Origin of the sequence: Spirillospora sp. NPDC127506, assembly GCF_040302145.1 — a bacterium.
Classification (GTDB): Bacteria; Actinomycetota; Actinomycetes; order Streptosporangiales; family Streptosporangiaceae; genus Spirillospora.
On record NZ_JBEORG010000001.1, the window covers coordinates 337,570 to 362,982 of the forward strand.

Here is a 25,413-nt window from a genome sequence, read left to right on the forward strand (position 1 = left end):
GCGCTAACGCGAGTAGTGCTCGACGACGAGCTGCTCGTCGCAGCGGACGGGGATCTCCCCGCGCTCGGGGATCCGGACGAGCCGCGCGGCGAGGGCGTCGTGCCGGACGTCCAGATAGGGCGGGACGGTCTCCGCGTGCCCGCCGGCCGCGGCGATCTGGAACGCGTCCATGCCGCGGCTGCGCTCGGCGATCGTGATGACGTCGCCGGGGCGGAGCCGGTAGGACGGGCGGTCGACGCGGCGGCCGTTCACCAGGACGTGCCGGTGCACGACGAACTGCCGCGCCTGGTAGACGGTGCGGGCGAACCCGGCGCGCAGGACGAGTGCGTCCAGCCGGCGCTCCAGGTCGGCGAGGAGCTCCTCGCCGGTCTTGCCGCCGGCCTTGGCGGCCCTGGCGAAGGCGTTGCGGAGCTGCGCCTCGCGGATGTTGTACTGCGCGCGGAGCCGCTGCTTCTCGCGGAGCCGCACCTTGTAGTCGCTCTCCTGCTTGCGGGCGCGGCCGTGCACGCCGGGCGGGTAGGGGCGGGCCTCGAAGTACTTGACGCTCTTCGGCGTCAGCGGGATGCCGAGGGCCCGCGACAACCGCACTTTGGGCCGGGGGTTGTTCATCACTCTCCTCAGTGGTTAGGTAAGGCTAAGTTAGGTAAGCCTAACCTTCAACGTCAAGGAGGCAGGGGTGCGGCGAGCGGAGACCACCGTGCGGGGACCGGGGGCGGCGGAACGGGCCAGGACCCTCGCGTACGGCATCGCGGACGGCGCGCTCGCCGTGCCGGGCGTCTCGGACACCCCCGTACCGGCGCACACCACCGGCCGCGGCGGCAGGCCGCTGCTGCTCGTCCCCTCGTCCGCGCCGGCCGCCGCGGCGGACGACGTCCCCGCCACCCTGCGGATCTCCGACGTCGCGCCCGTCCCGTTCGCCGACCGGCTGCGCGGCCGGGCCTGGCTGCACGGCTGGCTCTCCCGGGTGCCGGAGGCCGGGCTGCGCGCCGCCGCGCTGCGGCTCTCGCGCGTCCACCCGCGTCCCGAACTGCTCGGCGTGGGGGACGGCGAGTGGACGATCCTCGCCCTGGAGGTCGCCCAGGTCGAGATCGACGACGCGTGGGGGAGCGCCACCCTCGAACCGGAGGAGTACGCCGCCGCCGCGCCGGACCCGTTCGTCGCGATCGAGGCCGGCGTCCTCACCCACCTGGACTCGGCCCACCGCGACGAGCTGACCGCGCTGCTGCCGGACTCGGTCCCCGCCGGTCCCGTCCGGCCGCTGGCGCTCGACCGGTACGGGATGTGGGTACGCTGCACTCCGCCGGCCCCGGAACCGCCGTCCTCGTTCGACGTGCGCGTCGCGTTCGCCGAGCCGGTAAGTGATCTCCACGGTCTCCGCCGCGTCTGCCGGCGGCTGTTCGCCGACGCGGCCCGGGGCTGACCCGTACGTACGTAGGCCCCCGCACCCCGGCGCGGACCCGCAATTGGCGGTGATCTCCCGGATGGTGCGGAGGGGGTCCGCCGGGTGATGCTCGGGTCTCCGGCCGAGGGACGCCGAAACGGCCCCTCTGTCGGGACGATCCCGATCGCCGGCCGGCCCTCGCGGGGTGGGCGGGCCGGTGGCGGGAACCGTACCGGCAGGGGGCCGGCGCCCCCGGCCGGGCCGGTGGTCCGGCGCCGCGTAGCACCAGACGGGGGGCGTGGTCCGGGCCACTGGTCGCAATTGGCCGTTCCGGGTCCCCGAATCCCGCCGCAGGCTGGAGACATGACCGGACACCATCCGCAGACCCGGGCCGTCCATCCGCCGGTGATCGCTCCCGAGGGGAGCCGGCCGATGGCGGTCCCCATCTACCAGGGCCACCTGTTCGCCTTCGACGCCGCCGCCGACCTGGCCGCCGCCTTCTCCGGCCCGGACGAGGCGTTCTTCTACGCGCGCATGGGCAACCCGACCGTCCGCTCCCTGGAGCGGGCCGTCGCCGAACTCGAAGGCGGGGCCGGGGCGTTCGCCACCTCCTCCGGCATGGGCGCGATCAACGCGGTGCTGATGGCGATGCTCCGCGCCGGCGACCACGTCATCGCGCAGACCGCCCTCTACGGCGGCACCTACGCGCTGCTCAACGACCTCGCCGACCGCTGGGGCGTCGACGTCACGTTCGTCACGGGCGACGACCCCGCCGAGGTGCGGGACGCCCTGCGCCCCGACACCCGCATCCTCTACCTGGAGACGGTCGCCAACCCCACCACGCACGTGACGGATCTGCCCGCCTTCACCGAGGCCGTCCGCGGCGCGGACGTGCTGACCGTGGTCGACAACACCTTCGCGCCGCTGCTCTGCAAGCCGATCGAGCACGGCGCCGACGTCGTCGTCCACTCCACGACCAAGTACCTCAGCGGGCACGGCGACGTCATCGGGGGCATCGCCGTCTTCGCCGACCCCGACGTCCACCACCGGGTCTGGCACCACGCCCTCGACCTGGGCTGCACCGCCGACGCGTTCGCGGCGTGGCTGACCGTCCGCGGCATGGCGACCATGCCCATGCGCGTCGCCCGGCAGAGCGCCACGGCCCTCGACCTGGCGCGGCGCCTGGCCGGGCACCCGTCCGTCACCCGCGTCCACTACCCGGGCCTGCCCGGCCACCCGCAGCACGAGGTCGCCCGCCGGCTCCTCCCGGACGGCGCCGGCGGCGTCCTCGCCTTCGAGCTGGCCGGCGGGCGGGACGCGGGCCGGGTCTTCTCCGAGGCGGTCGAGCTGATCTCCCTGGGGCCGTCCCTGGGCAACATCGCCACCCTGGTCATGCACCCGGCGAGCACGTCCCACCGCCAGATGGACGCGGCCACCCTGGCCGCCGCCGGCATAGCCGAGGGCCTGGTCCGCCTCTCCGTCGGCCTGGAGGACCCGGACGACCTCTGGGCCGACATGACCCAGGCCCTGGACAAGGCGGCCTAGAGGTAGAAGCCCGTCGCCGCGGTCTCGGCGTTCTCGCTCCGCGGACGCTGCTCGCCCTTGCGCAGCGCGACCAGTTCGGCGAGGGTGGCGCCGTCGGACGCGACGTCCGCCGGCGGGACTCCGGAGCCGTCCAGCCAGGTGAGGGCCTCGTCGCGGGTGAGGCGGCCGACCTCGATCTGCGCCAGGCAGCGCCCGGGGCGGACGACGGCCGGGTGCAGCCTGGCGAGGTCCTCGTTGGTGGTGATCGCCACGAGGACGTCGCGGCCCTGGCCGAGCATTCCGTCGGTGAGGTTGAGCAGGCGGGACAGGCCCTGGCCGGTCGACTGCTTGGCCTCGCCGCGGATCAGCTCGTCGCAGTCCTCCAGGATGAGGAGCCGCCACCGGCGGTTCTCGTCCTCGTCGTCGCCGACCGCGACCTCCATGAGGTAGCTGGGGGTGCCGAAGAGGGCCTCCGGGTCGAGGACGCAGTCGGCCTGGCACCAGTCGCCCCACGCGCGGGCGAGGGCCCGCAGCGCGGTGGTCTTGCCGGTGCCGGGCGGGCCGTGCAGGAGCAGCAGCCGGCCCGCGACCTCGTCGCGGGTGAGGTTCATCACCGCGTCGAGCGCCTCGGCGACGGGCGCGGTGTAGTTGCGCCGGATGTCGTCCCACGAGTCGGCGGTGATCGCGCGCTCGCTGCGGACGGGGCCGTGCGAGCCCATGTGCCAGAAGCCCATCTCGACGCTGGTCTCGTCGGTCTTCGGCGGCTCGGTCGCGTCCTTGACGCACGCCTCCAGGACCGACTCGGCCAGCTCGTCGGTGACGGCGGACACCGCGACGTAGGCGATGCCGCTCTTCCAGCGGTTCGTCAGCAGCGTCCAGCCGTCGCCCTCGGCGAGCACCGATTCCTTGCCCTTCTCGCGCGCGACCCGCACGAGGCGGGCGCCGTCCGGGCGCAGCGGCGCGTCGGCCTTGACGTGCTCCAGCCGCGTCGACCGCGACCAGGGCTGCTCGCCGGACGCGAACGGGCGCAGCGACAGCACGTCCATCACGTCGGCGGGCGAGTTGTCGTCGGACAGGTTGAAGACCACGGGCAGCGCGGCGTCGGCCCCCGGCGCCTCCGGGGGTTCGATCAGATGCAGGACCTCGTGCGTCCTCTCCTGCGGCATGGTCATGCCCAGCATGATCACGCGCGGTGACGGACGCCGTCCAACGAATTACGCGCCGGACTCGCGGGCCGCCCTGCGCGCCTCGGCCTCTTCGAGGTCGAGCTTCTCGGCCTCCTCGGGGGTCGGCGCGGTGCCGCCGAGGTAGGCGGGCTGCCACCAGGTCTCGTCCGAGCGCGGCACCTCGGGGTACTCGCGCTGCGCCTTCTCCAGCAGCTCGGACATGCGCGCGCGCAGCTCCCGGGTGACCGCGTCGTAGTCGTCGCCGCGCTTGGGGTACATGGGCTCGCCGACGAGGATCGTGACCGGGACGTTCCGCTGCCACAGCCGGCGCTTGCGCCCCTTGGTCCACATGCGCTGCGGGCCCCAGATCGCGACCGGGATGAGCGGCACCTTGGCCGCGACCGCCATCCGCACCGCACCGCTCTTGATCTCCTTGACGGTGAACGACCGGCTGATCGTCGCCTCCGCGAACACCCCGACGATCTCGCCGCTCTTGAGCGCCTTCAGCGCGGCGGCGTAGGACGAGGCGCCCGCGTTCCGGTCGACCGGGATGTGGCGCATCCCACGCATCAGCGGCCCCGCGACCCGGTTGTCGAAGATCTCCTTCTTCGCCATGAACCGCACCAGCCGCTTGGCGGGGTGGGCGGCGAGGCCGGCGAAGATGAAGTCGAGGTAGCTCACGTGGTTGCTGACGAGCACCGCGCCACCGGTGCTGGGGATCTGGTCGGTCCCCTCCAGACGGAACTTGATGTTCAGGACCTTGAACACACCGACAGCCGTCTTGATCACCGGTGGGTACACGAGTTCGCGCATGTAGGCACCGTACTTGAGGCGCTCATGATCAGCGAGTGTGCGGCGGGGATCGCGATGGATCACACAACGGGCCCGAACTCTGAGAAGGTTGGGGGTGACGTGATCCGCCGACGGCTGAGGGAGGATGAGCTTTCATGGAACCGTTGGACGCGGCGGCGGACGTGCACGCGCTCATCCGCGACGTGCTGCCCGCCTTGGCGCCCAGCGCCTGGTTCGACCCAGGCACGTCGGAGGTGGTGCTGCCCGTCGGTCGGTCCGAGGCGCGGGCCTCCAGTTGGACGGTCCTGGAGCGGTGCGCCCGCGAGCCGCGCTCGGCATGGCCCCGCGTGGTGGACGAGTGGGTCCGCGAGGTCGGCGACCGCGCGTTCCTCGCGATCGGCGAGATGGAGCTGTTCGGCGACGTCAGGGAACTCTTGCGGCTGCGCATAGTGCCGAAGCTCGCGCCCCGCGACCGGGAGGGCCTCGTCGTCGTCCCCGCCGGCGACCACTTCGACGCGATGGTGATGATCGAGCACCCGCGGTACGGCGGCCCGCTCACCAAGGCCCGCGCCGGCCTGCTCGGCCTGCACAAGCTCGGCTACGTGATGACGAACACCCACGACCGGGAGCTGGCGGACGTCTCGGTCCACGACCAGCCGCTCCTGCCGGGCCGCAACGTCCGGGTCGTCGGCAAGCCCGGCAGCCGGTACGTGTCGGCGCTGCTCAGCGAGGTCGACCAGTTCCTCCCGTGGCCGAACGAGCACGGCGCCCTGGTCGGCGTCCCGTGCCACAGCACGCTGCTGCTGTACCCGATCACGTCCACGGCCGTCCGCGAGGTGCTCCCCGTGTTCGCGGACGTGGTGCGTGAGATGCACGACGCCGCCGACGACCCGTGCGCGCCGGGCGTCTACTGGAGCCACGGCGAGCGCCGCCTGACCCCGCTCCCCGCCGACGCCCCGACGGAGGGCACCGGCGAGTTCGCCACCCTCCTCCGCCACCTCCCCGAAGAGTAGAGCCCCACCACACCCCCCCGGACGAGCACGGTTCACCCCCTCTTGGACTGGCCCCGGAAGCCGGGCGCGGACCACGGGCATGCGCCAAGGGGGTTCCAGGAGGTCGCTCCATGAAACAAATGCCGACGCCTCTTGGACGAGAACAATTCACACGCTCTTGGACCAGACCCGAGCCGCAGCACCAACCGAAGCGACAGGCACGGGCAGGCACGCGGAGGGCGCTCTAGCGCCCGGAGCGGGCATGCCCGGCGACGCAGGCGACCGCAGCGACGCCACACACGCCCGTCACAGGCACGACAGACCGCAACAAAGGAGCGAGGATCGCCTGCGTCGCTAACGGGGGTTCCAGGGGGTCGCCCCCCTGGGAGTTAGCGTCGCCCCCCTGGGAGTTACGGCAGTTTCCAGTCCACCGGGGGCGCGCCCTGCTGTTCGAGGAGCTGGTTGGCTCGGGAGAAGGGGCGGGAGCCGAAGAAGCCGCGGTCGGCCGAGTAGGGGCTCGGGTGCGGTGACTCGATGCAGGGGACGCCGCCGAGCAGCGGTTTGAGGTTGCGGGCGTCGCGGCCCCACAGGATGGCGACGAGCGGGCGGCCGCGGGCGGCGAGCGCGCGGATGGCCTGCTCGGTCACTTCCTCCCAGCCTTTGTTGCGGTGCGAGCCGGGCTTGCCGGGCATGACGGTGAGTGATCTGTTGAGCAGGCAGACGCCGTTCTCGGCCCACGGGGTGAGGTCGCCGTTGGACGGTTCGGGGTGGCCGAGGTCGCTGCAGTATTCGCGGAAGATGTTGACGAGGCTCGCGGGCAGGGGCCGGACGTCGGGCGCCACGGAGAAGCTGAGGCCGACCGGGTGCCCGGGCGTCGGGTAGGGGTCCTGGCCGACGATGAGGACGCGGACGTCGTCGAACGGCTGGGTGAACGCGCGGAGGATGAGGTCGCCGGCGGGGAGGTAGCGGCGGCCGGCGGCGACTTCGGCGCGCAGCCAGTCGCCCGCGGCGGCGATCGTCCCGGCGACCGGCTGCAGCGCGGTGGCCCAGCCCGCTTCGACGATCTCCGAGAGTGGTCGTGCCGTCATGGCGCACCACCCTAGTCCGGTGATCACGTCTGCGCCGGTGGTTAGCCCCGTCAGTCCGCTTTGTGTAGTTTTCTGACCTCATGAGGCCGGTGATGGTGAAATTCTTGTCCAGCGGGGCCCAAAAACGCCGCATGAACTGGGTGAAACGCCCCGTTAAATCCCTGTTGCTTCCTTCTGGCCCGCGTTGACCTGCCGCCGCCCAGCGCATAACTCCTAGAGGCAGGGCAGGCGACAGGACGAGCGGACGGGACGAGAGCATGAGCCAGCTGAGCACCGTGGACGCGACATTCCTCCACGCCGAGACCGGTACCACCCGCGCCCACATCGCCGGGCTGGGCATCGTCGACGCCGGGTCGTGCCCCGGCGGCCGGCTCACCGTCCCGCTCGTCGCCGGGCTGGTCCGCGACCGCGCGCATCTCGCGGCGCGTCCGCTGCGGCAGCGGCTCGTCCAGGTGCCGCTCGGCCTGGACCACCCCTACTGGGAGGACGATCCGGACTTCGAGCCAGAACGGCACATCACCGAGATCGGGCTTCCCGCGCCGGGCACCGAACGCCAGCTCGCCGACATCGTCGGGATGCTGCACGAGCAGCCGCTCGACCTCACCCGCCCGCTCTGGGAGCTGGTGCTGATCCAGGGCCTGCACGGCGGGCTGACCGCCGTCTACGTGAAGGTGCACCACGCCGCGGTGGACGGCGTGATGGCCGCCGAGACGCTCGCCGCGCTGCTCGACCTGACGCCCGAGCCGCGGGACGTGCCCGCCGACGAGGAGGCCCCCGCCCGCGCCCCCGGCGTGCTCGACATGGTCGGGACCGGGCTGCTGCGGGCCGCGCTGCACCCCGTCCGGTCGGCGGTGTCGATGGCGCGCACCGCCCCCTACCTGGACGATGTGCCCGGCCTGTCGTCCATCCCGGGCATGGGGCTGGTGTCGGCGGCCGTGCAGGGCGCGCTGCGCCGCCCGGGGACGCCGCGGGCGCCCCGGATGAGCGCGCCGCCGACCCCGTTCAACCTGCCGATCGGCCGCCGCCGCTCCGTCGCCTTCGGTGAGCTGCCGCTCGCCGCGGTCAAGGAGATCCGGCGGGGCCTCGGCGGCAGCGTGAACGACGTCGTCATGGCGCTGTGCGCGACGGCGCTGCGGCAGTGGCTCGACAAGCGCGGCGACCTGCCGGACCGCCCGCTGGTCACGGCCGTCCCGGTGTCGCTGCGGCGCGGCGGCGCGGCGGCCGAGCCGGGCAACCAGCTCTCGCTCATGACGGCGCCGCTCGCCACGCACGTCCCGGACCCGGCCGAGCGGTACGCCGCCGTCCGGCGCGACATGGACGTCGCCAAGCGCCGGTTCACCCGCTCGTCGGGCGCCTGGGTGCGGGACGTGACCGGCCTGCTGCCCGCGCCGCTCGCCGGCGCGGTGACCAGGCTCGCGCTGCAGGCCGCGCCCGCCTTCTCGGTGCGCCCGGTCAACCTGATGATCTCGAACGTGCCCGGCCCGCAGATCCCGCTGTACCTGTGCGGGGCGAAGGTGCTCGGCTACTACCCGATCTCCGTCGTGACGGACGTGAGCGGCGGCCTGAACATCACCGTCTTCTCCTACGCCGGCAAGGTCCACGTCGGGATCGTGGCGTGCCGCGACCTCATCCCCGACCCGTCCGAGATCGTGGACCACCTCGTGGACGCGCTGGACGAGCTGAAGGCGCTCAGCCGCGAGTGAGGCCGAGGGCCTCCCGGTGCCGCCGCGCGAGCGCCAGCGCGGCGGCGCCCGCCGGCTGCACGGGCCGCGGGACGGGCCCGGCGAGCGGCGCCATGGACACCGTGCCCTCCTCGTTGACCGCGACCAGGCCGCCGAACAGGTCCCCGAACACGTCGTCGTCCATGACGACGGCCGTGAGGAGGTCGAGCGCGAACGTCAGCGGGTCGACGCCGAGCCCGAGGAAGTACGCCCGCAGCCGGCCCTCGTCGCGGGCGGCGGTCATCGCCCGGTGGAAGGGCCATTCCTCCTGGACGAAGCCGTCGCCGTAGTCCTCGCCCTTTCCGAGGAACTCCTCGGCGTACTCGCGGACCATGCACTGCCACAGGTCGGGCGCCTCGCCGCGGAGCGGCTGGAAGACGCCGACGGGCATCACCTGGTGGAGCCCGCCGGCGTGCGCGACCTTCGCCGGGTCGCGCCAGTGCAGGACGTACGAGCCGGACGCCGTCGCGGTCAGCGTCGTGACCGCGCACAGGGCGGGGCGGCGGGCGAGGTCGCACGGGTCGCCGATCCGGGTGCGCAGCGGCAGGCCCTCCGTCCCGGCGGCCAGCTCGTGCGCGACGCACTCGCCCACGTTCACGCCGTCGAAGTAGCGCGCGGGCCCGAACCGCAGGACGGGGAGTGCGACGTCGAGGAGCCGGTAGGACGGGCGGTCCTCGAAGACCTTCGGCGGCGCGAGCGCGGCCATGGCCTCGGCGTACGTCCGGTACCCGTCCGGGAGACCGCCGGCGGGGCCGGCGACGGCGGGCGGGGCGGGCCGCTCGTCCCATTCCAGCCGGAGGCCGGTGAGCGGGACCGGCGCGTCCGGCACCCAGCCGTCACGGCACAGCAGCGGCGTCCCCGCGACGCGCCCGGCGTCCGGATAGAGCGCGCTCGCCGCCTCTCCCAGCCGCGCCCGCTCTTCGTTCAGCGCCGCCCGCGCCGCGCGCCACGCCCGCTCGTCCACCCCGCCCAGCCTAGGCGCCCGGCGATCGCCGCTCGCCGGCTCAGGCGGCGGCGAGCTTGCGGGCGACGTCCTGCTCGATGAGGTCGGCGTTGACCATCGCGGCGGCCATCGAGCCGGCCGAGGCCGCCATGATGACCTGGCCGGCGGGGGAGACGACGTTGCCCGCGGCCCACACGCCCGGGACGCTGGTCCGGCCGGTCTCGTCCACCTTCACGAAGCCGCTGTCGGCGATCTCGGCGCCGAGGTCGGTCAGCGGGCCGTCCTTGGCCGCCCACTCCGGCGCGACGAAGACGGCGTCGCAGGGCAGCGTGGAGCCGTCCGCCAGCTCGAAGCCGGTGACGCGGTCGTTCTCGACGACGAGGCGCCGCGCCTCGCCCTCCACGACGCGGACGCCGCGCGCGTCCAGGCGGGCCGCGTCGTCGCCTGCCGGGGCCTTCGCCGCGAGGAACGTCACGTCCGGCGACCACTGCCGCAGCAGCGACGCCTGGTGGACGGAGTTCGGCGACGTCGCCAGCACGACGAGCCGCCGGTCGCGGACCTCCCACCCGTGGCAGTACGGGCACATCTGCACTTCGCGGCCCCACCGGTCCTGGAGGCCGGGAACGTCCGGCAGGACGTCGGCCACGCCCGTGGTGACCAGCAGCCGCCGGCCGCGCAGGACGGTCCCGTCCGCGAGCGTGAGGGCGAAGCCCTCCTCGGCGTCCCCGGCCGCGTGCTCGACGGTCCCGGAGATGATCTCGCCGCCGTAGCCGCGCACCTCGGTGCGGCCGATCTCCAGCAGGCGGGCGGGCGGCAGGCCGTCCCGGGTGAGGAAGCCCTGCATGTGCTCGGCCCGCGCGTTGCGGGGCTCGCCCGCGTCGACCACGGTGACGCGGCGGCGGGCGCGGGACAGGACGAGCGCGGCGCTCAGCCCGGCGGGCCCGCCCCCGATGATCAGTACGTCTCGTTCGATGTTCTCGGTCATGCCGCGAGGATGCGCGGCGGGTCCCGAGATTGACAAACTTCTTTGCCGAACCTGCAATTGGGGGATGGAGACGACCGAGCAGGTGCTCGCCGGAGTGGGCCCGCGGCTCCGGCGGCTCCGGCAGGAGCGCGACATCACCCTCACCGCGCTCGCCGAGGCCACCGGCATCTCGGTGAGCACGCTGTCGCGGCTGGAGTCGGGCAAGCGGCGGCCGAGCCTGGAGCTGCTGCTGCCGCTGGCGCAGGCCCACGGGGTGCCGCTGGACGAGCTGGTCGGCGCGCCCGCCGTCGGCGACCCGCGGATCAGGCCGCGCCCGCAGAAGATGGGCGACATGACCGTGCTGCCGCTGACCAGGCGCCCCGGCGGGGTGCAGGCGTTCAAGATGCTCGTCCCGGAGCGGCGGTGGACGAACGAGCCGCAGACCCACGAGGGCTACGACTGGCTGTACGTCCTGAACGGCCGGCTGCGCCTGCACCTGGCGGGCCGCGACATGATCCTGGAGCCGGGGGAGGCCGCCGAGTTCGACACCCGGCTGCCGCACTGGTTCGGCGGCGCGGGCGGGCCGGCCGAGGTGCTCAGCCTGTTCGGGCCGCAGGGGGAGCGGATGCACCTGCGGGCCAGGCCCCGGCGGAAGTGACATAAGTTGGGTGTCCGTGCAGACCGCCCAACCTCCCCAGGAATGCCCGGAACGCCGGCGCGCCGCGCCCGCCGCGTGGGCGCTGTGGGGCGTCGGCGTCCTCGCCTACGCGGTCGCGGTCCTGCACCGGACGTCCTTCGGCGTCGTCGGCCTGGACGCCGTCCGCCGGTTCGACGCGTCCGCCGGCATCCTCGCGTCCTTCACGGTCCTGCAGCTGCTCGTCTACGCGGGCCTGCAGATCCCCGTCGGCCTGCTGCTCGACCGGGTCGGCCCGCGCCGGATGGTCGCGGGCGGCGCGCTGCTCATGGCCGCCGGGCAAGCGCTCATGGCCGTGTCCACCGGCGTCGGCACGGCCGTCGCCGCCCGCGTGATGGTCGGCGCGGGCGACGCGATGACGTTCATCAGCGTCCTCGGCATCGTCGCGACCTGGTTCCCCGGCCGCTACGTCCCGGTCGTGACGCAGCTCACCGGGCAGCTCGGGCAGCTCGGCCAGGTGCTCAGCGCGATCCCGTTCGTCGCGCTGCTGCACGGCCCCGGCTGGGGCACGGCGTTCGGGTCGGCGGCGGCGCTCGGCGTGCTCATGGCCGTGCTGGCGGTCGCCGTGCTGCGCGACGGGCCGGGCCGCGCCGACGTCCCCACGCTGCGCGAGACGGGCACGAACCTGGTCGCGGCCTGGAAGCACCCCGGGACCCGCCTCGGCCTCTGGTCGCACTTCGTGACCCAGTTCTCGTCCAACACGTTCGCGCTGATGTGGGGCTACCCGTACCTGGTGTCGGGGCAGGGCATGGAACCGGCCGCCGCGTCCACGCTGCTGACGCTGTTCGTGCTGGTCAACGTCGTGTCCGGGCCGTTCATCGGGCGGCTCGTCGCCCGCTACCCGCTGCGCCGGTCGTGGCTCGTCCTCGGCATCGTCGGGATGAACGCCGCGGCGTGGGCGGCCGTCCTCGCCTGGCCGCCGCCCGCGCCCGCGTGGCTGCTGGTGCTGCTGATCCTGTGCGTCGCGCCCGGCGGCCCCGGCTCGATGATCGGCTTCGACTTCGCCCGGACGTTCAACCCGCCCGGACGGCAGGGCACCGCGACCGGCATCGTCAACGTGGGCGGCTTCATCGCCTCCCTCGTCACGATCCTGCTGATCGGGCTCGTCCTGGACGCCCTGTCGCCGCGCGGCGAGTTCACCCCCGAGGCGTTCCGCGCCGCGTGGACCGTCCAGATCGGGATCTGGGCGATCGGCGTCACGGGCGTCCTGCGGACCCGGACGCTGGCTCGCCGCCACATCGGCCTCGCCGCCGGCCGCGGCCGCCGGCGGGGCTGATCAGCTCCGCAGCTCCAGCGTGCAGCACTTCGGCCCGCCGCCCGCCTTGCGCAGCTCGGACAGGTCCACCGGGACGGGCTCGTACCCGCGGGCCTCCAGCGTCTTGATCAGCCCGGTCGCCTCGGTGTTGATGACGACGCTGCGCCCGTCGCACACCGCGTTCAGGCCCAGCACGGCCGCGTCCTCCTCGTCCGCGACGACGGCGTCGGGGAACAGCCGCTCCAGAACCGCGCGGCTGCCCGGCGAGAACGCGCCGGGGTAGTAGGCGACGTTGCCGCCGCCGAGCGGGAACAGCGCCGTGTCCAGGTGGTAGAAGCGCGGGTCGACGAGCCGGAGCGTCACGACCGGGCGCCCGAGGAACTCCTGCGCCTCCTGGTGGGCGGCCAGGTCCGTCCGGAACCCGGTGCCCGCCAGGATCACGTGGTCGAGCGTGAGGAAGTCGCCCTCGCCCTCGTTGGTGTGCCGGGCCTCCAGGACGTCCGGGAACCCGTTCTCCCGCATCCACTTCGCGTACGCGGGGCCCTCCGCCCGCCGCTCCGGATGGGCGAACTTCGCCCCGTAGACGCGTCCGCCGACCACCAGCGCGCCGTTCGCCGCGAACACCATGTCGGGCAGCCCCTCGATCGGGTCGATGAGGCTCACCTCGTGCCCGAGCTCCAGATACGCGGCGCGCAGCTCCTCCCACTGCTCGACGGCCCTCCCGGCGTCCGCCCCGGCCGCCGGGTCCATCCAGGGGTTGATCGCGTAGGTGACGGCGAAGTGCTCCGGACGGCACATCAGGAAGTGCCGCCGCGGCGCGGTCCGCTCGACGGTGCTCGGCCCCGTCGCCGGCATCACGGTCATACGTCTCTCCAGGGACATCCGAATGGGGGATCGACTGATCGGAAGCCTAGGAAGCAACGACCCGCAATCCAATTCGCCAACCTTGCTCTCACCTGGCACTTCGTTGCGTGTTTCGGCCGAGGAGGCATTGATCGTTGCGCGCTGGTCCCCGCCGTCGCGCGGGCGGCTCAGCCCCGGCCGAGGAGCGCGTCGAGCTGGAGCCGGAGGGCCAGCCGCACGCGGGGGGACGAGACGTCCACGGGCGCGACCTCCGCCATGCGGCGCAGGCGGTACCGCAGGGTGTTGGGGTGGACGCCGAGGGCCTGCGCGGTGCCCTTCGTGTCGCCGTAGTGGTCGAGCCAGGCGGCCAGCGTCGGGAGGAACGCCGTCCCGTGCGTCTCGTCGTGGGCCTTGAGCGCGGGCAGGGGGCCGCCCAGCAGGCCGGCGCCGGCTCCGACCGCCCGCCGGGCGCGTTCGACGACGACGGCGTCCCAGACGTCCTCCAGCAGGACGAGGCCGGGAGGCAGCCGGCCGGACGCGACGAGGGCGCCCACTTCGGCGGCCTCCGACCGGGACCGGGGCAGGTCGGCGGGGGAGTGCGCGGGGCCGCCCGCCGCCGCGTACAGACCGGGGTCGTGCGCGCGGACCTCGGCGAGGACGGTGCGCAGCCAGCGCATCGACCCGGCGTCCGGTTCCCGCCCGGCGCGGGGCGGGTCGGTCAGCACGGCGAGCAGCGCGCCGTCCAGGTCGGCGAGCAGCGGGCGGTGCCAGCCGAACCGGTGCGTGATCGCCTCCCACAGGTCGAGCCGCCCGGGGAGGTCGTCGCCGCCGCCGAGGACCGCGACGCGCCACGGGGGCTCGGCCGCGCCGGGGCGGACGCCGTCCCGGAGCGCGGCGCGGATCTGGTCGGCCGACACCCGGCGCGCGACGCCCGCCTCGGCGCGCAGCCGCAGCAGGTGCAGGGCCAGGACGGACGCGAGGTCCCTGAGCCGCCGGACCCGGTCCTGCGGGATCGGCGTCCGCGCCACCACCCAGATGGAGCCGAGCCACTCGCCCCCTGCGCGCACCGGGACGACGAGCCGCGGCAGCATGTCGTCCGGCCCGGCCGGGACGATGATCGGTTCGCTGGACCGGGCCAGCTTGCGGAACACCCCGCAGGCGCGCAGATGCGCGATGACCTGCGGCGGGACCCGGCGCCCCACGATGGTCGAGACGCGGGCGGGGTCGGTGGTGTCCTGGCGGCCCGAGTAGGCGAGGACGCGGGAGCGGGCGTCCTCCACCGTGACCGGGGCGTCGGCGATCTCGGCGGCGGTGTCGGCGAGCGCGAACAGGTCGTCGACGGCACCGGACGGGCGCGGCGCGTAGGCCCGGTCGATGGCGCCGCGCACCAGCCAGATCAGGTGCGTCCACGACGTGTCCGGCTGGAGTTCGACGAGCGCGGGCCGCAGGCTCCGCGCCACTTCGGCGACCTCCGGGTCGCGGGCGAGCGGGGCCCGCAGCACGACGCCGTCCGCCCCGGCCGCGTCGGCGCGCTCCAGCAGCGCCACGGCCTCCGCCGGGCCGGACACGCCGGCGCCGAGGACGATCTCGCCCGGCCGCCCCGCCGCCTCGCCCGGCTCGGCCAGCACGACGTCGTGCACCTGCCCGCCGCGCCCCGGCGTCACCAGCCGGAGCAGCCCCAGCGAGCCGACGAGGCCGGCCACATCGATCACGGTTCCAGTGTGGCCCACCGCTTGTGCCGTTCGCACGACGCGCGGCACGCCGATTGGGCGAACAGGACAGAGACTCCGGCGTCCCGGCGGCGCACCATCGAAGTATCCGCCGACGAGGGACGAGGAGAGGAGTCGCCATGGCTCTCGACGCAGCGCCGCGCCGAGTCGCCGTCGTGGGCGCCGGCATGGTCGGGCTGTCCACCGCATGGTTCCTGCAGGAGCACGGGGCCGACGTCACCGTGTTCGACCGCCGGGACGTCGCCGCGGGCGCGTCCTGGGGCAACGCCGGCTGGCTGACGCCGGGCCTGGCGACGCCGCTGCCCGAACCGGCCGTCCTCTCCTACGGCGTGAAGGCCGTGCTCAGCCCGTCGTCCCCGGTGTACGTCCCGCCGAGCGCGAACCCGCGCCTGCTCCGCTTCCTCGCCGGGTTCGCCCGCAACAGCACCGCGGCCCGGTGGCGGCGCGCGATGGAGTCGCTCGTGCCGATCAACGGCCGGGCGCTGCCGAGCTTCGACGCGCTGATCGAGGGCGGCGTCAAGGCGGAGACGAACGAGGCCCGGTCCTTCCTCGCCGCGTACCGGACGGCGGCGGAGCGCCGCGTCCTGCTGGAGGAGATCGAGCACATCCGCGCGGCCGGCCAGGAACTGGAGTACGAGGCCCTCACCGGGGACCAGGCCCGCGCCCTGGAGCCCGCCCTGTCGGACGAGATCGGCGCCGCGATCGTGCTGCGCGGCCAGCGGTTCATCGACCCGGGCGCGTTCGTGCACGCCCTCGCCGACTCCGTCCGCGACCGCGGCGGCAAGATCCGCACGGGCGCCGCCGTCACCGGCATCGGCCACCAGCGCGGCAGCGTCTCGGTCCGCACCACGGGCAGCGACTTCGAGAAGTTCGACACGGTCGTCCTGGCGAGCGGCGTGTGGCTCGGCGACCTCGCCCGGCAGTTCGGCGTGCGCTCCCTCGTCCAGGCGGGCCGCGGCTACAGCTTCAGCGTGCCGGTGGACCGCGTCCCGGACGGCCCGGTGTACTTCCCCGCGCAGCGGGTCGCCTGCACCCCGCTCGGCGACCGGCTGCGCGTGGCCGGGATGATGGAGTTCCGCAGCCCGGAGGCGCCGCTCGACCCGCGCCGGGTCGAGGCGATCGTCGAGGCCGCCCGCCCGCTGCTGCGCGGCGCCGACCTCGACTCCCGGCGGGACGAGTGGGTCGGCTCCCGCCCCTGCACCCGCGACGGCCTGCCGCTGATCGGCGCGACCCGCTCGCCGCGCGTCTTCGCCGCCGGCGGCCACGGCATGTGGGGCATCACCCTCGGCCCGGCGACCGGGCGGCTGCTCGCCGAGCAGATCGCCACCGGCCGCCGCCCGAGCGAGCTCGACCCGTTCGACCCGCTCCGCTGACCCTTCGACCCGCTCCGCTGACCGTTCGACCCGCTCCGCTGACCGTTCGACCCGCTCCGCTGATGACCTGCGGCTTCTGGGCGGTTATGACACTTTCGTCCGGACGGGCGGCACCGGCGCGCTACCGTCTCGGGGTGATCTAGGACCCCGAGACGGGAGGGACGCGCGATGGACCGGACGACCATGCCACTGACCCGGGCCCAGCGCGTCCTGGCCGCCACCGGCGGCCTGTTCTTCGCGGGCCTCGCCGCCCTGGGCGGCTACGGATCGTTCGCGTCCGTCCGGGACGTGGCCGAGCCCTGGTTCGGCGACCAGGCGTGGATCGTCCCGGCCGGAGTCGACCTCGGCATCCTCGCCCTGGTCTCGGTCGCGCTCCTGCTCGAATGGCTGGCGATGCCGATGCCGGCCCTGCGCTGGATGGCCTTCGCCTTCACCGCCGCGACCGTCTGGCTCAACGTCTCCGCGGCGCACGGCGACGTCACCGGCATGGTCATGCACGCCGCCATGCCCGTGTTGTTCATCACGTTCATCGAGGCCGTCCGGCACGCCATCCGCCGCCGCGCCGGGATCGCCGCCGGCACCGTCCGCGAAGGCGTCCCCGTCGCCCGCTGGCTGCTCGCGCCCCTCTCCACGTTCCGGCTGTGGCGCCGCATGGTCCTGTGGCAGATCACGTCCTACCCCGACGCCCTCCGCGCCGAGCAGCGCCGCCGCCACGCCCTCGCCCTCCTGGACGACCACTACGGCCGCAAATGGAAGTCGAAGGCCCCCGCCGACGTCGTCTGGATGCTCAGGGACGGCGTCATGCTCGACCAGGCCCTCGACCGTGTCACCGCGCTCACCGCCCCGCCCGAGCCCGCCGCGCCGCCGCGGCCCGCGCCGGCGAAACCCGCGCCGGCGGCGAAGCGGAAGAAGCCGCCCGTCCCCCGCAGCGTCGCGACCGACAACGAGGCCCGCGCCCTCGCCATCATCGACGCCGAACCGAACATCACCGGCGCCGAACTGGGCCGCCGCCTCAACATCAGCTCCCGCCAGGGCCAGCGCCTCCTCAGCCGGCTCTCCAGCCCGGCCCCGGCCTCCTGACCGTCACTTTTCCCCCGTCCCGTTCGTCTATGGCGTGAAACCGAAAGGGGAGATCATGCCGAAGTACGACTGGACAGCGATGTACGTGATGCACAACGCGCTGCGCCGCGAACTCGAGCAGCTGGCCAAGGTCGCGGCCCGCCCGGACGGCGAGGCTCGCCGCGTCCTGGCGGAGGCGCCGGGCTGGGACCTGTTCAAGACGGCCCTGCACATCCACCACACCGCCGAGGACGAGGCGCTGTGGCCCCCGATGCGCGAGGCCCTCGCCGACCGGCCGGACGGCCTGGCCCTGATGGACGCCATGGAGGCCGAGCACGCCGCCATCGACCCGGCGATCGAGGCGATCGACGCGGGCGCCGAACCCCTCGGCCCCCTCGCCGAGCGCCTGGCGGACGCCCTCACCGCCCACCTGAAGCACGAGGAGGAGGCCGCGCTCCCGCTGATCGACGAGGTCCTGCCGCCGGAGAGGTTCGCGGACTTCGGCCAGGTGCACGCGCGGAAGATCGGACCCGACGGCCCCCGCGTCATCCCCTGGCTCCTGGACGGCGCGGACCCGGACCTCGCCGCGAAGATGCTGGCCCTCCTCCCGGAGCAGGCCCGCGCCGCGTACGAAACCGCCTGGCGCCCCGCCTACGAGTCCCTCACCCTCTGGAACGTCGCCTGACGTCCGCGCGCGGCGCGCGCCGCGAGGCGCGCGCCGCCGGCGGGGTCAGAGGTTGATCATGTGGCCGGCCAGGCCGTGGACGGCCTCCTTCATGGCCTCGCCCAGGGTGGGGTGGGCGTGGACGTTGCGGGCCACCTCGTGGACCGTGAGGTCCCACTGCTGGGCCAGGGTCAGCTCGGGGAGGAGCTCGGTGACCTCGGGGCCGATCATGTGGGCGCCGAGGATCTCGCCGTACTTGGCGTCGCTGACGACCTTGACGAAGCCCTCGCCCTCGCCCATCCCGAGCGCCTTGCCGTTGGCGCTGTACGGGAACTTGGCGGTCTTGACGTCGAAGCCCTGCTCCTTGGCCTGCGCCTCGGTGTAGCCGAAGCTCGCGACCTGCGGCTGGCAGTAGGTGGCGCGGGGGATCATGATGTAGTCGAGTTCCATCGTCTCGGCGTCCGCGATGGTCTCGGCCGCGACGATGCCCATGGCCTCGGCGGCGTGCGCGAGCATCAGCTTCGCGGTGACGTCGCCGATGGCGTAGATGTGCGGGACGGACGTGCGGCAGCGGCCGTCCACGTCGATCGCGCCCCGGTCGGTCAGGGCCACGCCGGTCTTCTCCAGGCCGTAGCCCTCGACGTTCGGCTGGAAGCCGATCGCCTGGAGCACCTTGTCGGTCTCCAGGACCTGCTGGGCGCCGTCCTTGCCGGTGACGGTGACCTTGACCTTCTCGCCGGAGTCGTCGATCGCGTCCACGCGGGTGGAGGTGAGGACGTCCACGCCGAGCTTGCGGTACCGCTTGGCGAGCTCCTTGGAGACCTCGGCGTCCTCGTTCGGGACCATCCGGTCGAGGAACTCGACGATCGTGACCTTCACCCCGTAGTTGTGCAGCACGTAGGCGAACTCGACGCCGATCGCGCCCGCGCCGGCGATGACGATGCTCTCCGGCAGCTCCGAGCTGAGGATCTGCTCCTCGTAGGTGACGACCCGCTCCGACAGCGAGGTCCCCGGCAGCAGCTTGGTGTGCGCGCCCGCCGCGATGATGCAGTTGCCGAACGTCACCGTCTCCGACGAGCCGTCCCGCCGGGCGACCTGCAGGGTGTTCGGGTCGGTGAACGTGCCGCGCCCCTCATAGGACGTGATCTTGTTCTTCTTCATCAGGAACTGGACGCCCTTGACGAGCTTGTCCGACACCTGGCGGCTGCGCTGGAACGCGACGCCGTAGTCGAAGGACACCCGGCCCTCGACGTTGATCCCGAAGGTCTGCTGCTCCCGCGTGAAGATGTGCGCGAGCTCCGCGTTGCGCAGCAGCGCCTTCGACGGGATGCAGCCGACGTTGAGGCACACCCCGCCCCAGTACCGCTCCTCGATGATCGCCGTCTTCAACCCGAGCTGTGCCGACCGGATCGCGGCGACATATCCACCCGGGCCCGCGCCGAGGACTACGACGTCAAAGTGTTCGCTCATGCCTTGGACACTATTCGGCGCGGCGGCGTCCTCGCATCCCGGTCCGACCGGGCCGGCGCACGGGAGACCGCCGCACGCCCCGGCGTCACATAGAGTGAGTGTTTCGGACGGGCTTCCGCCGGTCAGTATCCGCGGGAGCCGTTTTCAAACGAGCGGACGGCGCGCCGTGCGGCGCGAGCCCCGACCGTCCCGGCCGGCGAGCCCGGCGGCGCACCTCGGACCAGCGGCGCCGCGGCGGTGGAACACGGCGCCGCGCGCCGGTCGTTGCCCACCCGAGCCGATGTGGAGGTGTCGCGGAGTGAGGATCCCCAAGCGCGTCAACGCCGTCCTGGACTGGATGGAAGAGCACTTTGTCGCGCTTGCCGTGCTGGTCGCGCTGGTGGTGGTCGCGCTGGTGGCCCTGCTGGCGCCGGCGGACGTCGGCTTCCCGGTCGCCGGTTTCGTCCTCGGGACGGCGGTGGGCGGGTTCCTCGTGCACGTCCGGCTGAGCCGCCGCCTCGCCCGCGCCCGCCGGGACGTCGACAACCTGCTGCGGGAGAACGGCGCCCTGCGGCACCGCAACACCGTCCTCGCCAGCGGCGTGATCACCCGCGAGTCGCAGGAGACGCAGGCGCTCGTGTCCATCCCCGAGGACGACCTGCTGGAGGACGAGCTGCTCGGCGACCCGCAGCGCACCGCCACCCTCGACGAGCTGCTCGACGGCGACCCGCAGACCACCGACGAGCTGCCCGGCGACGGGCCCACCACGGACCTCCCCGAGCTCCCGGACGGCGACCCGCAGCGCACCATCGTCCTCACCCCGGCCGAACCGGCCGCGGCCGAACCGGAGGACGCGGCGGACCGGGCGGACCCGGCGGACGAGGCCACCGGCGAGGACGACGCGGACACCGCCCGCCCCCACCGCCCCGCGAAGAGGAAGAGGACCAGGAAGGCGTAGCCGCACGCCTACACGGGGTCATCGCGAACGCGGAACCGGCGTTAGCTTCGCCGATCACCGGGCACAGCCACCCCGTGAACGACGACCCGGAGCGCGCCGCCCGCGGCGCGAGCGTGCCGGCGGACGCAGGCGGCGTCGGCGCCGTCCACAAGGCCGTGATCGCGTCCGCGATGGGGAACTGCATCGAATGGTTCGACTTCGGCGTGTTCAGCGCCGGGGTGATGACCGCGATCATCGGCACGAAGTTCTTCCCGGAGGGGGCCGCGGGCAGCGCGTCGCTGCGCTCCTTCGCCCTGATCGCGGCGGCGTTCCTGGCCCGCCCGTTCGGCGGGCTGTTCTTCGGGCCGCTGGGCGACAAGCTGGGCCGCAAGCGGGTGCTGGCGACCACGATCATCCTGATGTCCGGGTCGACGTTCGTGATCGGGATCCTGCCCGACTACGCCACGATCGGGATCGCGGCGCCGCTGGCGCTGCTCGCGGTCCGGCTGGTCCAGGGCTTCTCGACCGGCGGCGAGTACGGCGGCGCCGCCACGGTGATCGCCGAGTACGCGCCGACGCACCGGCGCGGCTTCTTCGGCAGCTTCCTGGAGTTCGGCACGCTGACCGGCTACATCCTGGGCGCCGGCCTCGTCTTCGTCATGGACCTCGCGCTCAGCGACAGCGCGATGCACTCCTGGGGCTGGCGCATCCCGTTCCTGATCGCGCTGCCGCTCGGCCTCGTCGGCCTCTACGTCCGGACCCGGATCGAGGACACCCCGGCCTTCCAGCAGCTGGAGGCGCAGGGCAAGAAGGCCCAGTCGCCGCTGAAGGAGACGCTGCAGCACTACTGGCGCACCATCGTGATGCTGATCGGCATCGTGTTCCTGCTGAACGTCGCGGACTACACGCTGCTCACGTTCATGCCGTCCTACCTGGTCGACTTCATCAAGATGGACGACGAGACGGCGCAGCTCATCACGATCGGCGTGGAGGCGGCGATGATGGTCGTCATCCTGCCGCTCGGCCACCTGTCGGACCTGATAGGCCGCAAGCCCCTGCTGCTGACGGCGGCGGTCGGCTACATCCTGCTGGGCTGGCCGGCGTTCGCGCTCATGCAGACCCGCAACGATCTCGGCGTCCTGGCCGGCTACGCGATCGTCGGCGGCCTGCTGGTGCTGATGCTGGCGGTGATCGGCGCGACGTTCCCCGCGATGTTCCCCACCAGGGTGCGGTACGGCGCGTTCGCGATCGGCTACAACATCTCGACGTCGCTGTTCGGCGGGACGGCGGCCGTGCTGGTCGGATCGCTGATCGACGTGACGGGCTCGAACTACGTCCCGGCGTACTACCTGATGCTCGCCGCGCTGGTGGCGCTGGCGCCGATCATCATGATCCCGGAGACGGCCGGGGTCCCGATCGAGCGGGTCGGGAACGAGCGCGCCCCGGAGCCGGCGGGTTCCGGGGCGGGATGACGCGCGTCGCGCGGGGTCAGCGGCCGAAGTGCCGGCGGGCCCAGCCCGCCAGCGAACCCGCGATCACCAGTGCGATGCCGGTCTCGATGGCCAGTGCCGTCCAGACTGCGGTCACCGGGAGCCTCCCCTCCGGTCCGCCGGGCCCGTCCTGATCCGGGCCCGTTGCTCGTTCCGTACAACACCAGGATGGGGTAGGTCTTTCCTTGCCGAAGCCCGCGAGCGCGGTGATGTCCCTCACGCGGCACCGCGCTGACCTGCGGCGAAACCCCACTTGTGAGTAAAGGTCGCGGTTCGTCCGCATGTGCCGTGCCCGGCCCGCCGGGGGGCAGGCGTCCGGTGCCCGCGGCCGGATTCGGGCAGTGGCGCGCGGGTGCGAGTTCTATGGCGTTCCGGCAATCTGATGGCTCATTGCGATGCGGCGATTACGTTCAGTAGCGTCACCGTTGGCCGGAAGACGGCCGTTCATGACGGACCTTCGACGAATCGGTGGTGTGGACGTGACCGAACAGCAGCAACAGCAGTTGAGCCTCGGTACCGCGGCGGCGCGCAATCTGGCGACCACGACCAAGTCCGTCCCGCAGATGCAGGGCATCACCTCCCGGTGGCTGCTGAAACTGCTGCCCTGGGTGCAGGCGGCCGGCGGTGCCTACCGCGTCAACCGGCGCCTCACCTACACCCTCGGCGACGGCCGGGTCACCTTCGTGACCACCGGCGCCGACGTCCGGGTCATCCCCCGCGAGCTGGGCGAGCTGCCCCCGCTGCGCGGCTACGACGACGACCTGACGCTGGACGCCATCGCCGGCCGGTTCACCCAGCAGGAGTACGAGCCCGGCGACGTCATCGTGGAGCGCGGCCGGCCGCTCGACCGGGTCATCCTGGTGGCGCACGGCAAGCTCACCAGGATCGGGGCCGGAGAGTACGGCGCCGAAGCCGTCCTCGGCACCCTCGCCGACGGCGACTTCTTCGGCGAGCAGGCCCTGCTCGCGCCCGAGGAGGGCGAGGAGCGGCCGACGTGGGAGCACACGGTCAAGGCCGTGACCGCGTGCACCGTCCTCAGCATGAACGACGCCGACTTCCAGGAGACGCTCGGCCAGTCCGCGTCCCTGCAGGCCCATCTGGACGAGTACCGGGCGAGCCCCGACCGGCCGAGCAACACGCACGGCGAGGCGGCGATCGAGGTGGCGTCCGGGCACGAGGGCGAACCGGTCCTGCCCGGGACGTTCGTCGACTACGAGGCGTCCCCCCGCGAGTACGAGCTGAGCGTCGCGCAGACCGTGCTGCGCGTCCACACCCGCGTGGCCGACCTCTACAACCAGCCGATGGACCAGGTCGAGCAGCAGCTCCGGCTGACCATCGAGGCGCTGCGCGAGCGCCAGGAGCACGAGCTCATCAACAACCGCGACTTCGGCCTCCTGCACAACGCCGACCTGTCCCAGCGCATCCACACCCGGTCCGGCCCGCCCACCCCGGACGACATGGACGACTTGCTCACCCTCGTGTGGAAGGAGCCCGCGTTCTTCCTCGCGCACCCGAAGGCGATCGCCGCGTTCGGCCGCGAGTGCAGCGCGCGCGGCGTCTACCCCGGCAGCGTCGACGTCGGCGGCCACAAGGTCCCCGGCTGGCGCGGCGTGCCGATCTTCCCGTGCAACAAGATCCCGGTGAGCCGGACCAAGACCAGCTCGATCCTGCTGATGCGGACCGGGGAGGCCGCGCAGGGCGTCATCGGGCTCCACCAGGTGGGGCTGCCCGACGAGTACCAGCCGGGCCTGTCCGTCCGCTTCATGGGCATCGATGAGAAGGCGCTCATCAACTACCTGGTCAGCGCGTACTACTCGGCGGCCGTCCTGGTTCCGGACGCCCTCGGCATGCTGGAGTCCGTCGAGATCGCGCACGGCGGTGCCGACGCGTGACGGAACCCACCACGGGCCAGACCGCGGAGAACGGCCCGGCCGGTCCGGCCGGGCCCACCGGGCGGCCGCGGCGGCTCGCCCTCGGCACCGGAGCCGCCCGCAACCTCGCCACGACGACCAAGTCCGTCCCGCAGATGCAGGGCATCACGCCGCGGTGGCTGCTGCGGCTGCTGCCCTGGGTGCAGGTGGACGCGGGCGCCTACCGGGTGAACCGGCGCCTCACCTACCAGGTCGGCGACGGCATCGTCACCTTCGTCAACGACGGCGCCGAGGTCCGCGTGGTGCCGCCGGAGCTGGCCGAGCTGCCGCCGCTGCGCGGCCTGGCCGACCCGGCGGTGCTGGAGGGCCTCGCCGCGCGGTTCGAGCAGCGCGAGTACGCGCCCGGCGAGACGATCGCGGCGGCGGGCCGGCCGCTCGACGGCGTCCACCTGATCGCGCACGGCAAGGTCGAGGAGGCCGCCCCGGGAAGGTACGGCGGCGAGGCGAGGGTCCGCATCCTCGCCGGCGGCCGGTTCTTCGGCGACCGCGTCCTGCTCGACGCCGTCGCCGAGCGGGACGGGGAGTGGCCGCACACCTTCCGCGCGCTGACCCCGTCCATCGTGCTGACGCTGCCCCGCGCGGCGGTCGAGGAGCTGGCCGAGCGGTCCGCGGCCCTGCGCGCCCACCTGGAGGAGTACCGCGACACGGCGGCACCGCCGCAGACCCGGCACGGCGAGGCGGCGATCGAGGTGGCGTCCGGGCACGACGGCGAACCCGTCCTGCCCGCCACGTTCGCCGACTACGAGACCTCGCCGCGCGAGTACGAGCTGAGCCTCGCCCAGACGCTGCTGCGCGTCCGCACCCGCGTCGCCGACCTCTACAACGGGCCGATGGACCAGGTCGAGCAGCAGCTCCGGCTCACCGTCGAGGCGCTGCGCGAGCGCCAGGAGCACGAGCTGGTCAACAACCGCGACTTCGGGCTGCTGCACAACGCCGACCTGCGGCAGCGCCTGCAGACCGCCGGGGGCCCGCCGACCCCCGCCGACATGGACGAGCTGCTGTCGCGGCGGCGCAAGTCCCGGTTCTTCCTCGCGCACCCCAAGACGATCGCCGCGTTCGGACGCGAGTGCACCCGGCGCGGGGTGTACCCGTCCTGCGTGGAGGTCGAGGGACGCCGCGTCCAGGCGTGGCGCGGCGTCCCCATCTACCCCTGCGACAAGATCCCGATCACCCCGGCCGGGACCAGCTCGATCCTGGTGCTGCGCACCGGCGAGGACGACCAGGGCGTCATCGGGCTGCGCCGCGCCGGGCTGCCGGACGAGGTGGAGCCGGGCCTGTCGGTCCGGTTCGCCGGCATCGACGAGAAGGCGCTCATCAACTACCTGGTCAGCGCGTACTACTCGGCCGCCGTGCTGGTCCCGGACGCGCTCGGCGTCCTGGAGAACGTCGAGACGGCCCGCTGAGGAAGAGGAGAGCC

At 73.4% G+C, this 25,413-nt stretch carries 22 protein-coding genes; 13 read left to right on the forward strand and 9 right to left on the reverse strand.

The features are described 5' to 3' along the window. Positions 1 to 3: 3 nt before the first annotated feature. Positions 4 to 609: a 30S ribosomal protein S4 gene (gene rpsD, locus ABTW95_RS01640; RefSeq protein ID WP_396450407.1), complete on the reverse strand. Its 606-nt coding sequence runs from the start codon at positions 607 to 609 to the stop codon at positions 4 to 6. Positions 610 to 676: 67 nt separating this feature from the next. On the opposite strand from rpsD, the gene ABTW95_RS01645 reads away from it, so the two are divergent. Next, positions 677 to 1,420: a DUF2470 domain-containing protein gene (locus ABTW95_RS01645; RefSeq protein WP_500223604.1), complete on the forward strand. Its 744-nt coding sequence runs from the start codon at positions 677 to 679 to the stop codon at positions 1,418 to 1,420. A gap of 324 nt (positions 1,421 to 1,744) precedes the next feature. Next, positions 1,745 to 2,926, forward strand: a complete 1,182-nt coding sequence (locus tag ABTW95_RS01650; RefSeq protein WP_500223606.1) for a trans-sulfuration enzyme family protein — start codon at positions 1,745 to 1,747, stop codon at positions 2,924 to 2,926. On the opposite strand, the gene ABTW95_RS01655 is transcribed toward ABTW95_RS01650, so the two are convergent. Together ABTW95_RS01655 and ABTW95_RS01660 are read right to left on the reverse strand one after the other, a co-directional pair. Beyond that, on the reverse strand, positions 2,923 to 4,077 hold the full coding sequence (locus ABTW95_RS01655) for a DUF5925 domain-containing protein (protein WP_396450402.1): 1,155 nt from the start codon (positions 4,075 to 4,077) through the stop codon (positions 2,923 to 2,925). The genes ABTW95_RS01650 and ABTW95_RS01655 overlap by 4 nt on opposite strands. 42 nt (positions 4,078 to 4,119) lie before the next feature. Further along, on the reverse strand, positions 4,120 to 4,884 hold the full coding sequence (locus ABTW95_RS01660) for a lysophospholipid acyltransferase family protein (protein WP_396450401.1): 765 nt from the start codon (positions 4,882 to 4,884) through the stop codon (positions 4,120 to 4,122). Positions 4,885 to 5,018: 134 nt separating this feature from the next. Between ABTW95_RS01660 and ABTW95_RS01665 the strand changes: the two genes are divergently transcribed. Next, a complete protein-coding gene (locus tag ABTW95_RS01665) occupies positions 5,019 to 5,876 on the forward strand; it encodes a hypothetical protein (protein WP_396450399.1) in 858 nt (285 codons plus the stop codon). A gap of 389 nt (positions 5,877 to 6,265) precedes the next feature. On the opposite strand, the gene ABTW95_RS01670 is transcribed toward ABTW95_RS01665, so the two are convergent. Continuing rightward, positions 6,266 to 6,943, reverse strand: a complete 678-nt coding sequence (locus ABTW95_RS01670; protein WP_396447590.1) for a uracil-DNA glycosylase — start codon at positions 6,941 to 6,943, stop codon at positions 6,266 to 6,268. 257 nt (positions 6,944 to 7,200) lie between these two features. Between ABTW95_RS01670 and ABTW95_RS01675 the strand changes: the two genes are divergently transcribed. After that, complete coding sequence (locus ABTW95_RS01675; RefSeq protein WP_396447589.1) at positions 7,201 to 8,646, forward strand: WS/DGAT/MGAT family O-acyltransferase; 1,446 nt, start codon at positions 7,201 to 7,203, stop codon at positions 8,644 to 8,646. Here the strand turns inward: ABTW95_RS01675 and ABTW95_RS01680 are convergent. After that, positions 8,633 to 9,628: a hypothetical protein gene (locus ABTW95_RS01680; RefSeq protein WP_396447588.1), complete on the reverse strand. Its 996-nt coding sequence runs from the start codon at positions 9,626 to 9,628 to the stop codon at positions 8,633 to 8,635. The two genes, ABTW95_RS01675 and ABTW95_RS01680, sit on opposite strands and share 14 nt — an antisense overlap. 40 nt (positions 9,629 to 9,668) lie before the next feature. Next, positions 9,669 to 10,592 carry an NAD(P)/FAD-dependent oxidoreductase gene (locus ABTW95_RS01685; protein WP_500223609.1) on the reverse strand — a complete coding sequence of 308 codons (924 nt, stop codon included), beginning with the start codon at positions 10,590 to 10,592 and terminating at the stop codon, positions 9,669 to 9,671. Between the two features lie 64 nt (positions 10,593 to 10,656). Between ABTW95_RS01685 and ABTW95_RS01690 the strand changes: the two genes are divergently transcribed. Further along, positions 10,657 to 11,229, forward strand: coding sequence for a helix-turn-helix domain-containing protein (locus ABTW95_RS01690; protein ID WP_396447586.1), 573 nt, complete (start codon positions 10,657 to 10,659; stop codon positions 11,227 to 11,229). Between the two features lie 16 nt (positions 11,230 to 11,245). Then, positions 11,246 to 12,541, forward strand: coding sequence for an MFS transporter (locus tag ABTW95_RS01695; protein ID WP_500223612.1), 1,296 nt, complete (start codon positions 11,246 to 11,248; stop codon positions 12,539 to 12,541). On the opposite strand, the gene ddaH is transcribed toward ABTW95_RS01695, so the two are convergent. Both ddaH and ABTW95_RS01705 read right to left on the reverse strand, forming a co-directional pair. Beyond that, positions 12,542 to 13,384, reverse strand: a complete 843-nt coding sequence (gene ddaH / locus ABTW95_RS01700) for a dimethylargininase (RefSeq protein ID WP_500223614.1) — start codon at positions 13,382 to 13,384, stop codon at positions 12,542 to 12,544. It lies immediately after the preceding gene. A 167-nt stretch (positions 13,385 to 13,551) separates the two neighbouring features. Further along, the gene (locus ABTW95_RS01705; RefSeq protein WP_500223616.1) at positions 13,552 to 15,075 is read right to left on the reverse strand and encodes a PucR family transcriptional regulator; all 1,524 of its coding nucleotides are present in this window, start codon (positions 15,073 to 15,075) and stop codon (positions 13,552 to 13,554) included. Positions 15,076 to 15,098: 23 nt separating this feature from the next. Between ABTW95_RS01705 and ABTW95_RS01710 the strand changes: the two genes are divergently transcribed. From ABTW95_RS01710 to ABTW95_RS01720, 3 genes are all read left to right on the forward strand, one after another. Beyond that, complete coding sequence (locus ABTW95_RS01710; RefSeq protein ID WP_396447581.1) at positions 15,099 to 16,466, forward strand: NAD(P)/FAD-dependent oxidoreductase; 1,368 nt, start codon at positions 15,099 to 15,101, stop codon at positions 16,464 to 16,466. 183 nt (positions 16,467 to 16,649) lie between these two features. Beyond that, positions 16,650 to 17,546, forward strand: coding sequence for a DUF2637 domain-containing protein (locus tag ABTW95_RS01715; RefSeq protein ID WP_396447580.1), 897 nt, complete (start codon positions 16,650 to 16,652; stop codon positions 17,544 to 17,546). A gap of 55 nt (positions 17,547 to 17,601) precedes the next feature. After that, positions 17,602 to 18,210, forward strand: a complete 609-nt coding sequence (locus ABTW95_RS01720; RefSeq protein ID WP_396447579.1) for a hemerythrin domain-containing protein — start codon at positions 17,602 to 17,604, stop codon at positions 18,208 to 18,210. Between the two features lie 45 nt (positions 18,211 to 18,255). On the opposite strand, the gene lpdA is transcribed toward ABTW95_RS01720, so the two are convergent. Beyond that, on the reverse strand, positions 18,256 to 19,659 hold the full coding sequence (lpdA, locus tag ABTW95_RS01725) for a dihydrolipoyl dehydrogenase (RefSeq protein ID WP_396447578.1): 1,404 nt from the start codon (positions 19,657 to 19,659) through the stop codon (positions 18,256 to 18,258). 298 nt (positions 19,660 to 19,957) lie between these two features. Between lpdA and ABTW95_RS01730 the strand changes: the two genes are divergently transcribed. The 4 genes from ABTW95_RS01730 (at position 19,958) to ABTW95_RS01745 (ending at position 25,399) form a co-directional block, all read left to right on the forward strand. Then, a complete protein-coding gene (locus tag ABTW95_RS01730) occupies positions 19,958 to 20,596 on the forward strand; it encodes a hypothetical protein (protein WP_396454737.1) in 639 nt (212 codons plus the stop codon). A gap of 74 nt (positions 20,597 to 20,670) precedes the next feature. Beyond that, positions 20,671 to 22,047: an MFS transporter gene (locus tag ABTW95_RS01735; RefSeq protein ID WP_396447575.1), complete on the forward strand. Its 1,377-nt coding sequence runs from the start codon at positions 20,671 to 20,673 to the stop codon at positions 22,045 to 22,047. A 464-nt stretch (positions 22,048 to 22,511) separates the two neighbouring features. Beyond that, entirely contained in the window at positions 22,512 to 23,957 is a 1,446-nt protein-coding gene (locus tag ABTW95_RS01740) for a family 2B encapsulin nanocompartment shell protein (protein ID WP_500223620.1), read from the forward strand. Next, positions 23,954 to 25,399 carry a family 2B encapsulin nanocompartment shell protein gene (locus ABTW95_RS01745; RefSeq protein ID WP_500223622.1) on the forward strand — a complete coding sequence of 482 codons (1,446 nt, stop codon included), beginning with the start codon at positions 23,954 to 23,956 and terminating at the stop codon, positions 25,397 to 25,399. Before ABTW95_RS01740 ends, ABTW95_RS01745 begins: the two co-directional genes overlap by 4 nt. Positions 25,400 to 25,413: the final 14 nt, after the last annotated feature.